Origin of the sequence: Zwartia hollandica (assembly GCF_019923725.1) — a bacterium.
In the GTDB taxonomy this organism is placed as follows: Bacteria; Pseudomonadota; Gammaproteobacteria; order Burkholderiales; family Burkholderiaceae_B; genus Zwartia; species Zwartia hollandica.
In genome coordinates this window covers 77,192-90,308 of sequence record NZ_JAHXRI010000006.1, presented here as the reverse complement: position 1 = coordinate 90,308, position 13,117 = coordinate 77,192, and the positions used below count along the sequence as shown (strand labels likewise).

At 51.5% G+C, this 13,117-nt stretch carries 12 protein-coding genes; 1 reads left to right on the top strand and 11 read right to left on the bottom strand.

The window, feature by feature from the left end:
- Positions 1 to 5: 5 nt before the first annotated feature.
- The 9 genes from KZZ10_RS03680 to KZZ10_RS03640 all read right to left on the bottom strand — a co-directional run bounded on the left by KZZ10_RS03680 (position 6) and on the right by KZZ10_RS03640 (position 9,380).
- Positions 6 to 1,532 carry a tripartite tricarboxylate transporter permease gene (locus tag KZZ10_RS03680; protein ID WP_259660158.1) on the bottom strand — a complete coding sequence of 509 codons (1,527 nt, stop codon included), beginning with the start codon at positions 1,530 to 1,532 and terminating at the stop codon, positions 6 to 8.
- Between the two features lie 15 nt (positions 1,533 to 1,547).
- Positions 1,548 to 2,021: a tripartite tricarboxylate transporter TctB family protein gene (locus KZZ10_RS03675; protein WP_259660157.1), complete on the bottom strand. Its 474-nt coding sequence runs from the start codon at positions 2,019 to 2,021 to the stop codon at positions 1,548 to 1,550.
- Between the two features lie 40 nt (positions 2,022 to 2,061).
- The gene (locus KZZ10_RS03670) at positions 2,062 to 3,039 is read right to left on the bottom strand and encodes a Bug family tripartite tricarboxylate transporter substrate binding protein (RefSeq protein WP_259660156.1); all 978 of its coding nucleotides are present in this window, start codon (positions 3,037 to 3,039) and stop codon (positions 2,062 to 2,064) included.
- Positions 3,036 to 4,403 carry a CaiB/BaiF CoA transferase family protein gene (locus tag KZZ10_RS03665; RefSeq protein WP_259660155.1) on the bottom strand — a complete coding sequence of 456 codons (1,368 nt, stop codon included), beginning with the start codon at positions 4,401 to 4,403 and terminating at the stop codon, positions 3,036 to 3,038. Before KZZ10_RS03665 ends, KZZ10_RS03670 begins: the two co-directional genes overlap by 4 nt.
- Complete coding sequence (locus tag KZZ10_RS03660) at positions 4,400 to 5,608, bottom strand: CaiB/BaiF CoA transferase family protein (RefSeq protein ID WP_259660154.1); 1,209 nt, start codon at positions 5,606 to 5,608, stop codon at positions 4,400 to 4,402. Before KZZ10_RS03660 ends, KZZ10_RS03665 begins: the two co-directional genes overlap by 4 nt.
- A gap of 11 nt (positions 5,609 to 5,619) precedes the next feature.
- Positions 5,620 to 6,102 carry a hotdog family protein gene (locus KZZ10_RS03655; RefSeq protein ID WP_259660153.1) on the bottom strand — a complete coding sequence of 161 codons (483 nt, stop codon included), beginning with the start codon at positions 6,100 to 6,102 and terminating at the stop codon, positions 5,620 to 5,622.
- Between the two features lies 1 nt (position 6,103).
- A complete protein-coding gene (locus tag KZZ10_RS03650; RefSeq protein ID WP_259660152.1) occupies positions 6,104 to 6,634 on the bottom strand; it encodes an FAS1-like dehydratase domain-containing protein in 531 nt (176 codons plus the stop codon).
- A gap of 292 nt (positions 6,635 to 6,926) precedes the next feature.
- Positions 6,927 to 8,105: an acyl-CoA dehydrogenase family protein gene (locus tag KZZ10_RS03645; protein ID WP_259660151.1), complete on the bottom strand. Its 1,179-nt coding sequence runs from the start codon at positions 8,103 to 8,105 to the stop codon at positions 6,927 to 6,929.
- 21 nt (positions 8,106 to 8,126) lie between these two features.
- Complete coding sequence (locus tag KZZ10_RS03640) at positions 8,127 to 9,380, bottom strand: acyl-CoA dehydrogenase family protein (RefSeq protein WP_259660150.1); 1,254 nt, start codon at positions 9,378 to 9,380, stop codon at positions 8,127 to 8,129.
- 264 nt (positions 9,381 to 9,644) lie between these two features.
- Between KZZ10_RS03640 and KZZ10_RS03635 the strand changes: the two genes are divergently transcribed.
- Positions 9,645 to 10,583 (top strand): fumarylacetoacetate hydrolase family protein, encoded by a 939-nt coding sequence (locus KZZ10_RS03635; protein ID WP_259660149.1) that lies wholly within the window; start codon positions 9,645 to 9,647, stop codon positions 10,581 to 10,583.
- Positions 10,584 to 10,614: 31 nt separating this feature from the next.
- Here the strand turns inward: KZZ10_RS03635 and KZZ10_RS03630 are convergent, their stop codons facing one another.
- Positions 10,615 to 12,093, bottom strand: a complete 1,479-nt coding sequence (locus KZZ10_RS03630) for an FAD-dependent oxidoreductase (RefSeq protein WP_259660148.1) — start codon at positions 12,091 to 12,093, stop codon at positions 10,615 to 10,617.
- A gap of 18 nt (positions 12,094 to 12,111) precedes the next feature.
- Complete coding sequence (locus KZZ10_RS03625; protein WP_259660147.1) at positions 12,112 to 13,086, bottom strand: Bug family tripartite tricarboxylate transporter substrate binding protein; 975 nt, start codon at positions 13,084 to 13,086, stop codon at positions 12,112 to 12,114.
- Positions 13,087 to 13,117 lie beyond the last annotated feature (31 nt).

Sequence of the window (13,117 nt, the reverse complement as noted above, 5' to 3'; positions counted from 1 at the left end):
TAATGCTACTCAGAACTTTCCGGGATGATTTTTTTGAACTTCATCCCGAACGCTTTAGACAGAAGGTACTGTATTGGTCCGAGTAGTAAGACCAAGAGCACAAGTGCCCAGATCCCGATAGCCAAGGGACTGGTGTAAAAAACAGAGATATCCCCTAGGCTCATAAAGAGACCTTCGCGTAGGTGCTTCTCAATGAGAGGCCCGAGCACTACGCCTACGACCATTGGTGCGAGTTGAAAGTTCAACTTGGTTAAGCAATATCCAACAAAAGCGACCAATAGCAGCATGTACACATCAACCATGCTGTTGCGCACGCTGTAGCAGCCAATCGTAGCCACCATCAAAATGATTGGTAGAAAAATATGATTAGGTACGCGCAGTAAACTCACCCAGAGGCTGATGAGTGGGACGTTCAAAATCAAGAGCATTGCGTTACCGATCAGCATCGAGGCAATCACGCCCCAAAATACTTCCGGATGCTGCGTGATCATCATTGGGCCTGGTTGAACGCCATGCACCATCATTGCAGCGAGCATGAGAGCGGTCACAGAGCCAAACGGAATGCCAAGCGCAAGCAAGGGAACCATCGAAGAAGTGGCAGCCGCATTATTTGCAGTTTCTGGGCCAGCGACGCCCTCAATGGCGCCTTCCCCGAGCTCTTCCTTATGTTTGGAGACACCTTTTTCCAAACGGTAGGATGCGAAGCTTGCCATGGTGGCAGAGGGCCCAGGCAATAAGCCAAAAACAAAACCTAATGCTGTGCCGCGTCCATACGGTGCGACCGATCTTTTCCACTCCTCGCGCGTCGGGAACATATCTCTTAGACGGACGGGTAAAGGTTTGACTTGCGTTTGCAAGTTCGCCACCACCGACATTATTTCTGTAATTCCGTAGAGACCGACCACCAAAGCCACCAACTCAACGCCGAGAGTGAGATCACTAACTCCAAAAGTAAACCTATCCTGACCCGTGACTAGCTCTTGTCCGACCGTACTTAGCATGAGACCAATTGCCATGGGAAAAATGCCAGCCGCTAGAGAGCCACCCGAAATACGTGAAAATAACAGTAGGCCGCCTGCTGTCAGTGCAAAAAACTCAGCGGGACCGAAAAGTAAACCTAACTGTGCAAGCGCGGGCGCAAACAGCATCACCCCGACCACCGACAGCACGCCGCCTACAAAAGAACCCGCGGCAACAATGGTCAGGACTGCACCAGCACGCCCCTTTTTTGTCAATTTATAGCCATCGATGCACGTAATGACCGAGGCAGATTCACCCGGCATGTTCACCAAAATAGCTGTCGTCGATCCGCCATACATGGCGCCATAGAACATACCAGCCATCATAATGAGGCCGCTTGTCGGGTCGAGCGAGTAGCTCAGCGGCAAGATCATTGCGATCCCAGCAGTTGGACCCAGGCCAGGCAGAACACCGATCAGAGTCCCAGCGAGGGCCCCTGCTAAGGCGGCAAGCAGATTATTGAAAGTCAGCGCTACGTCAAGTCCATACAGAAATCCGTTAATCGCATCCACAGCGGTGATTCCTTTTTAGAATCCCAAGGCCATCGTAGGCATCGGAACTTTCAACAAATAGATAAACACTCCATAAACGACAGCCGTCATGATGGCAGCATACAGAGCGCATCGAACCCAACTGCTCTTAGAGAGGAGTCGGATTAACGCGGCAGAGAAGAAAAAGCTGCTAACCGAATAGCCAAACCATGGGAGTGCAACAAAATATGTTGATAGCAATAGAATCAATTTAATCAAACGTGCGCGATCGCTGCCGCTCGGGATTTCAATTGCGTCCGTCGAGGGCGCCTTCATACCCTCCCAGATGGTGGCCAAGCTTGAAAAGGCCATAATCGCCGCCACTAAGATCGGGAACAAACCCGCTCCGGGTTCGTCGAGTGCCCCCATCGGGAGATCGAGAGACATACGGAGATAGCCTGCGGAAAGCAATAAGCCAAACACGCCAGCTGACACATAGGACTTCTTCTTGGAAATCGTACTCGCCGTCATTTTTTTCTGTCTCGCGAGAATTTATCTATAAAGAGCTATTTCACTTTTGATCTAATGCCTTGATCAACGCTGAGAAGGTATTTGTATCTCGAACGATTTCTTCACGTAGCGCGGCCGGACCTTTAGGGTCTAGCGCGTAGCCTTCCTTTGCAAACTTGATGAATTCTGCGCTCTGAACGATTTCCATTGAGGTTTTGGTGAGCTTATCCAAAACGTCCGGTGCAAGACCTTTTGGCGCGATGACATAGAACGAAGCGGTCATGGTCGTGTTGTATCCCGCATCCACTGTGGATTGCGCCTCAGAAACGGGCTCATAGACCCCTTTCTTGAAAGCAGCTAACACTCGAACTTTACCCGCTTGTACATGGCTCGGTATGCCAACTGCACCTGTAAAGAGCGTGGCTTCGACACGATTGCCAAGTAGGGCCACCAGAGCTTCTCCGCTACCGCCCGTAAATGGAACGGTACGAAGTTTCGTACCCGCGACCATATTGAACTCTTGTGCTAATAAGTCTGGAACGGTTCTCAGTCCCGAAACCGAGGCCCGCACTTTGCCGGGATTGTCCTTTACATGCTGTACAAACTCTGCGAAGGTCTTCCAAGGCGCGTCGGCACGTACTACTAAGATCACAGGCATTTCCCCGAGCTTGACGATCGGCTGATACTGATCTGGAGTTTTAAAAACTAAATTGGCATTGACCAGTGGTTGATATCCGAGAATGCTATTGGTGGCTAGGCCAAGCGTATAGCCATCGGGTTTCGAGCGCACCACCAAACCGGTTCCGATCGTGCCAGATCCGCCAGGCTTATTTTCTATGTTGACCTCAACGCCCAACGCTTTTTGCAATTGCATGGCATATTGCCGCGCCACCGGGTCGGTTGATCCGCCGGGTCCATACGGAACGACAAAGGTGATGGGGCGATTCGGGTATGACTGCGCGTTGATCGACACACTCATCAACGACATACCGATCATTGTTAAAAAACGAAGGGCGGACGATAGGCTGAGGTTGCTCATGTGCTGTCCTTATTAGAAGAGAAATAGTCTTTGTAATTTTTGTCTACAGAAGTCAATGTTCCCAGATCAAGCATCATGCTGGTGTTCATCGTACCTGAGATGCCGGGATTCGTTGGGGTATCGCTAATAATACCGTTCGCTCGGGCAGTTTGAATTTGTTCCGCCGACATGCCCACAATATCGCGCAGAATAGCCGTGTTGTCTTCACCAAAACGCGGTCCGCCTTTTTTTATCTTTGCGTCCCGAAAGCGCAGTCGGTACGGGCGTCCAATAATGGGCCTCTCGCCAACAGGTTCATGGTGCTGAACTTTTTCGTAAAAGCCTCTTGCAATCAGGTGAGGATCCGATAGTAAGTCGCGGCTATCGCACACATGTCCCGCGGCGATCCCGAGTGCTTGTAACGCCTCGGTAAGGTGGCGCGCATCTTGTTGCAAAGCCCACGCACCGATTGTTTCATCAATCCGCTTGCGGTACTGGCGCCTTGACTGGACGCAAGCGTAGTTCGGATCGGTGCTCAGAGTTGGTTGTTGCATGTAGGCTGTAAGGGTCTGCCATTGCGCATCAGTTTCAACGGTCAGTGCGATCCACTGATTGATCCCTTTTGCCTTGTATAGATTGCTCGGCACATGCTCGGCATGTTCGTTACCGATGCGCTCTGGTTCGGTACCGTCGAGTTGGAACTGAATGAACGGCTCTGGCATCATGGCGACACCGAGTTGATACATTCCGACATCAACCCATTGTCCTTCGCCTGTTTTCTTCTGGTGGCTAATGGCAGCCCATAATCCGTTTAAACCCGCCCAGCAGGCGATGAAGTCAGGGTAAGACTGCCCGACTTTCCAAGGCTTGTCACCTCGGTAACCTGTGTAGTATGTGATCCCCATCGTCGCTTCAAGCGTTGTCCCTTGGCTTGGAAACGCAGACCAAGGTCCTGTTGATCCGTAGCCAGTATTGGACAACATGATGAGAGAGGGCTTAATTTTCTTAAGTTCGTCGTAATGGAGCCCCCACTTACGCAAGACTCGGGGAGTGTAGTTATCCAAGACAATGTCGCTCTTGCGAACAAGTTCTTTGAAAATATCCTGGCCTTCAGGTTTGCTCATGTCCATAGCGAGTGAACGCTTGCCACGATTTACAACATAGAAGATGCCAGATCGGTTCCAGGGATCTTGCGCAGGATCATTGTCTAGATAAGGCCCAAATGCACGTCCTCGAGTTTGATCAAGCTTGTGAGGCGCTTCGATTTTGATGACCTCCGCGCCTAGGTCGCTGAGGAGTCCAGCCATGTAGGGCACTGCAAATACATATGAAAGATCGAGTACGCGAACGCCGACGAGTGGCAGAGTGGGCTTCCCAGTGCTCATACCCTTTCCTTATTGTCACTTGGTCCGAGTAGTTCAACAAGCACTTCATCCCTGTGTTCATCAAGCCTAGGCGCACGGCGTCTGAGCGCGGTAGGTGTGAGCGATAGCTTGGCAAGCTCCGCAGGCAAACGTAACTCAGTCTCTGTCGCCGGATGAGACACTGTTGCAAACGCCTTGCGATCCTCTAGGTGCTCACACTGAAGCAGATCGCTAGCGCCTTGTACGACACCGAGTAACAGCCTCTTTTTGGCGCCCGCTAAAAACACTTCCTTAGCTTCTCGGTCAGCAACGCACTCCTCAAGCAAGGCACGAACCTCTGGTACGCGTTTCTCGCGTTCAGGGGGACTGGTAAATCGTTTTTCTAAAAACTCTGGTCGATCGAAGAGCTCTGCAAATGTTTCGAAGGGTGCACCGCCCCCAGTTTGAAATGCGACAAACCCCTTGCGTGTGGCGATCGGTTCACCGGCGAAGGGATCTTGAACAATAGCGCGTCGCCCTTGAACAGCACCGAGAAACGCATAATAAGACTCGTTAAGCACCAGTTCGGAGGCAAGGCATTCATGAATAGACACATCAACATGCTCACCAAACTGATCCTGCTGCGCAGCGGTATAGGCCATGATGGAAGCATAGGCGCCGGTAAGTCCCGCACAATAGTAGGATTGTGATAAGCCGTGCTTCAGCGGTTCGCGATCGACTTGGCCGCTGATCGCCATGATTCCGCTCATCGCCTGTAACGTGAGATCGCTAGCTTCATAATGTGCGTAAGGTCCGGTTTGACCATAGTTCGTGATGGATGTAATGACGAGCCTAGGATTCCATTCAAGCATCACGTCTACGCCAATACCCCAGGCATCGAGCGTGCCTGGCCGAAAACTTTCGATCAAAATGTCACTGCGCTCGATCAGCGCACGTAGCGTACGCTGATCGAGCGTATTCGAGATGTCGAGCGCAATGCTGCGTTTGTTCCAGTTCAGATACTGAAACAAAAGGCTTTGTTCTGGCTCGGGAGCATCGGTCTTCAGTGGTGCAAGTCTACGGCCCGACTCGCCCCTGTGAGGAGGCTCTACTTTGATGACATCCGCATCATGATCACCCAGTAGACGCGCTGCAAAAGGTCCAGCAATACCTTGACTTAGGTCCAGTACGCGCACGCCATTAAGCGCGCCGTGGACCTGTTGCTTGGACGTTACGGGCGTATTCACTTTTCCTATACCTATAACTTTGGAGCAACGAAGGGGTAGGGGATAGGCTTGCCGCTTTTGTAGGGGAGGGCAACAACAGCGGTACCCGGCGTGGACTCTTTACCCGCGTCGTTGATGATGCCCAACTCTATATCGATAAGGCCAAAGTCTGGCGCCTCGCGTTTTCCCGTGACACGTCCCCAGACGCGCACAGTCTCTTCGACCAGATTCATCGCCCGAAACTGGAAGCTCGCTTTCCATGGCCAACCTTGCGGACCAGCCCAGTCAGCGATCAGTTGCATTACAAATTGCTGCTTAAGTGAGCCATTAATCAGCAAGCCGGGTAGTTTGTCGTGTTCTATTGCAAAGGGCTTGTCATAATGAATCTTGTGCCAGTTTTCCATGGCGGCTGACCAACGCATCAAGTGTGCCGTGGTCAAAGGCCCCTTTTCCAGGCCAGGTAGTTCGAGGCCAACCGCGACATCTTCAAAATAAGGTGTTTTGCCAAGCGCCATTTTATTTTCTCCGAATCTGTGTGCGACGTGTGCGGATCAGTAACTCGCCTTCGCCCGTGCGGTATTCCGACTCGGTCACGACCAGAACAATCGGACCTTTGCTAGTTTCTTTTTCAATGATGTCTGCATAGTGAGACACTAACTTAACCCTCTCTCCTCGCAGGGCGTAACGAAAAAACTCGATCTCAGAGCCGCCGTTCAGCAAGGCATAGCCATTTAGTGGTTCTATGTTTGGCAGGCCTTGTGAGCTTGTGGCAGCGACGATGCCGTCGAAGTCTGGATTCCGTGCGTTCGCTTGTATCGGATCTTCTGTTCCTAGGGGGCGTCGGAAAAGATGTGTTGGAAATAGTGGTGGCGCGACAGGACCGCCGTAACGTTCGTTATTCTCGCAGGCTTTCGCAAAGATTGGATCTTCATACATGATCGCCTGTGCGTAACGACGAACGGCACCGTGCTCGACCGGATCACATGCGATCTCGGTTTCGGACTTCATGCCAATATACTTTTTTAGTGAATCGGAAAATGCAGACATGCTGAACCTCTCCAGTTAAGCACAGGCAGTAATGACGATTGCCTGATGCTGCGTTGAATACTTGCGTTAAGCCTTTCCAGCAAGATACCGTTGCGGACTCATCGTAAATTTTGTGCGACAACCAAGTGAACACAAAAAATACCATTCCCCATCGTGAAATTGCCGAGTACCTTTCGACGGGTCTATTTCCTTGGCGCCAAAAGCCGTCTCTCCGGTTTTAGAATCTGCGCCTTCGATATCAATATTTTTTGAACAAACTGGACATTTCATGAAGCTACCTCGTACGAAATAGTTAAGCGGCCAAAGGAGGAACAGGGCCGCCAAGGACAACATTACCTGGGGTGTCGAGTAACGCACTCGCGATGCGCTCCCGATGCTCGAAGCTTGTGCCGAGGCGCATTGACCAAGCGGTAATCCGCCGTAGCCATAAGTGGAGATCAAATTCCATCATGAAGCCAATGCCGCCGTGGATGGACTGCGAGTTGCGTGCTACAGCAGGGCACTTCTCATTGCAAAACGCTTTGGCCTGTGACACTTCAACTTGAGCAGGCAGCCCATTATCCATTTTCCATAAGGCCTCATAGGCGAGCAACTCGCCTCCATCGATCCAGATGATCATGTCGGCACACATGTGCTGTATGGATTGAAACGCGCCGATTGGCTGACCAAAGGCTTCACGAAACTTTGCATGGTCTATTGCCATCTCGGCATCCATGCGCGTCGCGCCCAGCATTTGCGTGCAAAGCAATACTGTTGCTAGGTCAAGCAATTGCTCCATCGCCACCCAGCCCTGATGAAGTTTCCCAACTAATGCTGACTTCGGGACGCGGACTTGATTAAAGACAACTTCGCACTGCTGATCTTTTGCCAGAGTGCGTAAGGGCGTAGATGAGATGCCTTTAGTCTTTGTGTCAACTAAGAATAATGAAATGCCCTCGCTCGAGGCGTCCGAGGCCGCACTACGACAAGCGACTAGACAGTGGCTTGACGCCAAAAAATTATCGACAAACAGCTTTCTACCGGTCAATACAAAATCATCGCCGTCTGCGCGCGCTTGCATCTTGACCGAGCCCGGTACAAAACGGGGATCTTCTTCTGAGAATGCCCAAGTCAAAATCGTCTTGCCAGTACAGACGTCGGGGAGAATTTTTTCGCACATCGACTTACTCGCGTACCGCGAGAGAGTAATCGCGGTCACGGCGGTGCTGTGCAGAGGGACTGGAGCCACAGCCCGACCGATTTCCTGCAAGACCAGCCCTAAATAGGCAAGCGGTAGTGCTTGCCCGCCGTACTCTTCAGGAAGACACATTCCCGGCCATCCCATCTCGGCACACTTTTCCCACAGGGTCGGTGGATAGCCAAGCGGATCAAGTTCCATTTTTCGTACAAGCGCGGTTGAGCATTCCCCAACGAGGAATTCTCTAGCGCTCGTCACAACCATTTGTTCTTCTTCGGTTAGCAATACATCCATGATTCTTTCCTGTAACTGGTGCTATTTAGATTTCGCGCGGCGTGAGGAAGGTAACTCTAGTCCCCGCTTTGCCACTTGATCGCGCATAATCTGGACGCTGCCATGATTGATGCCAGACTGAAACGCACCCATGGTGTTGTGGGCGAATACACCGTTCTCAACGGCATGAGGCGAACCATTTAGTAAGGTCGCGTAGGGCCCTAACATTTGTGTGATGGCTTCTGTTGTGCGTACCCCATGCTCTGGTGACCATACCTTTTCCGCAGAACCTTCGTAGGTAAAGTTCCCGCCTTTTTCGACAATCGACATACTGCGCATAGTCATCAGGCGACAGATTTGTCCTTCGATCCAGAGCTCAGCTACTTTGTCACGTATTGCTGGGTTCTTTGCAGGCGCATAATCACCAAACGAATTGGCTTTAATCCAGTTGACGATATCCTCATCGCGTCGCACCGACCGCAGATAGCGAGACGCTCCGACCCGGTCTAGATTCAGTCCCATCGAGCCGACGCGCCAGCCTTGGTTTTCGCGCCCTAAGAGGCACGACTCATGAATGCGTACATTTTCAAAAAATACTTCGTTGCTACGCGCGTCGCCATAAGTGGTGCCGCGAGGTGCACGTGGATTGTTTTGAATCGTCCAAAGGGGGCGCACAGTTAAGCCAGGCGTATCCATCGGAAATAGGAAAATCGAAATGCCATCGTGTCGCGCGGCTTCGGGGTCGGTGCGCGCCATCAAATACATGTGCGTCGCGGTATGCGCTGCTGTGGTGTACATTTTCTGACCGTTGATGACGAAATGATCACCATCGCGTATGGCTCGACAACGGAGCGCCGCGAGGTCAGCGCCTGCATGGGGCTCCGTAAAGCCCAATGCAAAGGTGTATTCCATCGCGATTAGTTTTGGCAGGTAGTGACGCTTCTGCTCTTCCGTTCCTGCAGCCATGATCGCTGGCGCACCACTCCCAGCAAGGCCCATCTGTATGCCTGCTCGTTGGAACTCTTCCTCGATAATATTTTGACCAACGCGATCACCGCCGCCGCCGCCATATTCTTTTGGGTAGCTGTAGCCTAGCCAGCCTCGTTGACCAATCTTTTTAAAGACAGCGCTAACGAGCGGCCCTTTTTTGCCAGGATGGCGCTCGCTTTTCCCATTTTCGAGCGCTTCTTCGTCTGCATCGAGTTCCGCGTATACCTCGGCGGTGAGGTGTGTGCGAATAAAATCCAAAACCTCTGTACGCAGAGCTTGTTGCTCTTTGGTGTATCCAAAATCCACTGTGTGTCTCCCCAGTAGGCAGTACGGACTAATGTTTTTAATTGTTAGTCGCGAACGCCTATTGTTCTTTTTAATTTAACGGCGCTTTGTCGGAATTTATCCTAGCATAAAGGTTCTCTCGAATCACCCTATTTTAGGTAGACGAGGTAAATAGCGGTGGGTTTTCAAAATATGGACTTCCCGGCATTCGACGCCGTGCTCTTTTGGTTGCAGTGCTAAGGTTGACATGGCGCTCGACGGAATTTTTTGAAGGGAATGAGAACAATGAAAATATTATTTTTTAATGACTTTAGGCTGGGGATTTTGAAAGGTGATCAGGTGGTAGATGTCACCTCGGTAGTCGCCGACATTCCGCACCTAGGCCCACACGATTTGATTAATGGACTGATCGCGCATTTTGACGTGTACCGGCCCAAGATCGAGGCGTTCCTTATCGATGCAAAAGGGGTGCCGGTGACTTCGCTGCGTATTCGACCGCCCTTGCCGAAACCGGGTCATATCGACTGTATGGCCGTGAATTACATGGAGGATGGCACCCGAACCGAGCCGGCACCTATTAATGCCTTTCAAAAAGCTCCAGGCGCGATCATCGGGCCCGGAGATTCGATGGTTCTGCCTGACGTACCCGCTACGATTTTCGAGGGTGAAGCAGAGATCGCTTTGGTCATTGGAAAACGTGCAACGAACGTCGCGGCAAAAGATGCCATGAATTATATTTTTGGCTATGTGAACTTCATCGATGGATCGGCGCGTGGGCTAGGTCCTGAAGGTAATATTTTCTTCAAGATGAAGTCGCGCGATACGTTCGCACCGATCGGACCTTACATTGTCACTGCCGATGAAATTCCTAATCCACAGAAGTTACAAATTCGCCTGTGGAATAACGGAAAGTTGATGCAGGATTTCAATACAGATGACATGGCGCACAACATACCTCGCTGCATTGAGTGGATTAGCTCTATCCATACGTTAGAGCCAGGGGATATTGTCGCGACCGGAACTAATCACCGTGGCCTCAACCCCTTTATGGACGGAGATGTGATCGAGTTGGAGACAGAGGGCTTGGGGCGTTTAACGATTAATGTGCGCGATGATCTGAAACGCACCTGGGCACGTCAGACTCGACTGGAACGACAAGAGGCGAAGCAGCCCGGAGTGCACACCCCGCAATTAAGCGGGAAGTACACCCCAGCACCAAAGTAGTCAGTGCATGGTGACCAAAAAAGCTTGGAGTTTAACTCCAAGCTTTTTGAGCAACTGCACTACGCGCAGCGATACGACCAAAAGCAAAGCACTCGCCGATATTCCCGGTCCCCTGGTACAAATAACTAAAGATCGAACCGAGCTCGCCTGCGCTGTATAGGCGAGGGATAGGGGTTCCGTCCGGGCGGACGATTTCGGCACGAGCGTTGCGACGTGGACCGCCTTGTGTATTGAGCATGGAGGGTGAAAGTTCTACTGCGTAGAACGGACCTGCGCCAAAGGGTTGGAACATTTTGGTGCGACCAAAGTCGGCGTCTGTTCCTGCTGCCACCGAAGCATTCCAACGTGTGGCGGTCTGGTCCAAACTTCCCTCCGGTAGATCCAGCAGTTTTGCCAACGCTTCTAAAGTCGGGGCCGTTTTGATCCAGCCCTTACCCAGTTCTGCTTTATTGTCCTTGCTCCACGTGTAGCCGCTCATGATTTGTGTCCAGCCATGGGTTGGCTTTCCATCGTAAATCGGGCCGTCGTTCATCATGGCTTGGTCAAAGACCATATACATCGGACAGGGGGTGCGCAGGGCATACCACTTGCCATGATGCTCAACTTTGCCATGTCTTGTTTTGTACTTTTCGTCGGTAAAGCGTTTCCCATCGGGCCCGACTACAACCATGCCACCTGCTGGCTCATGTGAAAAATGCAAGGCCATCATGGAAAACGTTGTGGGATAGTCCGGCACTTTGAGCGCCATAGACGGACCCGCAAAGTTATTCATGTGCCAGAGATCAGCGCCTAGCTCCATCGCCATGCGCACACCGTCACCCTCATTAAAAGGACTTCCCGATGTGTAGCAATAGGGCACGCCAGTGAGATAGTTGCGAATCATCTCTTGATTATTTTCGAAGCCGCCACAGGTCAGGACAACGCCTTTACGCGCCTTGATGTTAATTGACTTGCCTTTGTGATTTGCCACTACGCCGATGACTTCTTGTGTCAGAGGATCTTGTATTAAGCGGGTAGCCGGGCATTCGTAGCGCACCTCAATGGGGCGAGCACGAACAGCCTCAGCCAACATTTCCCATGTCTTTGAATAACCAAGGATATCGCCATGGTGAAACTTGTGCACCGAATCGGCACCCGGAAGATCAGGAAATTCGATTCCCACTTTATGTTGATGCTCTTGTGGGTCGCCGCCAATCGAGGTGAGCCATTCGTTGTTTTTGCACATTTCTTCCGACCAGACTTTAACCATGTCTTGCGGTACGGTGTAAGGCCCACACAGTGCATTTAAGTAGGTGGCTGCGCCCTCGGGTGTAGAGGTATTGAGATAGCCCTGCGCGGCGACACGCGTGTTGCCGCCCTCCTGTCCCTCGGGCGCCTTGTCCAGCATGATCACGGAAGCACCTGCTTCGACCGCAGTGATTGCTGTGGCTGCACCCGCTCCACCAAAGCCCACAACGACGAGGTCTGCCGTCGCGTCCCAGGTGATATTTTGAGGGTTAATTTGCTTCATATTTTGATCCTGTTTCAATTATCTAAGTGTCATGCCAGCGTCGGTAAAATATTTTTTGTACCACTCAATTTCGGCTGGAAATTTATCTTGTACAGACTTACCATCTTCGTAGGCATAGTCAAGATTGTATTTGTCCAACAACTTTTTAAATTCAGGCGTGTCTGAGACCTGTTTGAATGCTGCAGTAAGTTTTACGGCTATTGGGTCTGGCAGTCCTGCCGGAGCTATAACAATCATTCCGTTTGGCGGATTAGTTGGTGGACAGCCAATGTCCTTCATGACAGGAATGTCGGGGCGTTTAGGGTCTCTAGCATCTACGTGAAAAGTAACGAGCTCGCGAAACGTGCCTTGCTGAACCAGAGGGATGTGCGAGCCAGACCCCGCTATAAAGTCGACGTGCTTTCCCATTAGAGCGGTGTTGGCAGCAGAACCACCTTTTGTCGGAACGTGTTTAAACGTTAAGCCCTTGCAGCGTGCGAAGGACTCCACGCCGATTTGCTGTTGCGTGTTTGGGCCGCTCGACGCATAGGTCATTCCTGGATTCTTTTTTGCATGTGCAACGAAGTCATCGACCGTTTTCCAAGGTGAGTCCGCCGGAACAACGAGCCCGCCAATGTAAAAGGTGTACTGCATCAGGACGCGGAAGTCTTTGGGTGTGTAGGCAAGCTTCATTAGAAGCGGGCGTACCGTAATGGAACCCGTTGAGGTCACCAAGAGGGAGTAGCCATCGGGCTTCTTGCTTGCAAGCAATCCGTTTGCAACGGTCGCTCCACCACCACCTTTATTCTCAACGGTAATTGGGACACCCAATATCTTTTCAGCACCTTGTGCCAGAGCACGGGCGGTGACATCGGTTGTGGCGCCTGCCGCAAACGCGACGTACAAGGTAATCGGCTTGTCAGGGTACTGCGCTTGGGCTGCTGCAGGAAGTATCAAGGAGGTTAAGAGAGCTCCGGCTACTCCAGTGGCGCGTAAGGCTGATTTGATTTTCATTTGCGTCCTCAGTAAAGAGATGGATAAGTTG

Bases quoted from the DNA above. Each gene is read 5' to 3' on its own strand.
- KZZ10_RS03675 (WP_259660157.1), bottom strand. From the start codon at position 2,021: ATGACGGCGAGTACGATTTCCAAGAAGAAGTCCTATGTGTCAGCTGGC.
- KZZ10_RS03670 (WP_259660156.1), bottom strand. From the start codon at position 3,039: ATGAGCAACCTCAGCCTATCGTCCGCCCTTCGTTTTTTAACAATGATC.
- KZZ10_RS03665 (WP_259660155.1), bottom strand. From the start codon at position 4,403: ATGAGCACTGGGAAGCCCACTCTGCCACTCGTCGGCGTTCGCGTACTC.
- KZZ10_RS03655 (WP_259660153.1), bottom strand. From the start codon at position 6,102: ATGGCGCTTGGCAAAACACCTTATTTTGAAGATGTCGCGGTTGGCCTC.
- KZZ10_RS03650 (WP_259660152.1), bottom strand. From the start codon at position 6,634: ATGTCTGCATTTTCCGATTCACTAAAAAAGTATATTGGCATGAAGTCC.
- KZZ10_RS03645 (WP_259660151.1), bottom strand. From the start codon at position 8,105: ATGGATGTATTGCTAACCGAAGAAGAACAAATGGTTGTGACGAGCGCT.
- KZZ10_RS03635 (WP_259660149.1), top strand. From the start codon at position 9,645: ATGAAAATATTATTTTTTAATGACTTTAGGCTGGGGATTTTGAAAGGT.
- KZZ10_RS03630 (WP_259660148.1), bottom strand. From the start codon at position 12,093: ATGAAGCAAATTAACCCTCAAAATATCACCTGGGACGCGACGGCAGAC.
- KZZ10_RS03625 (WP_259660147.1), bottom strand. From the start codon at position 13,086: ATGAAAATCAAATCAGCCTTACGCGCCACTGGAGTAGCCGGAGCTCTC.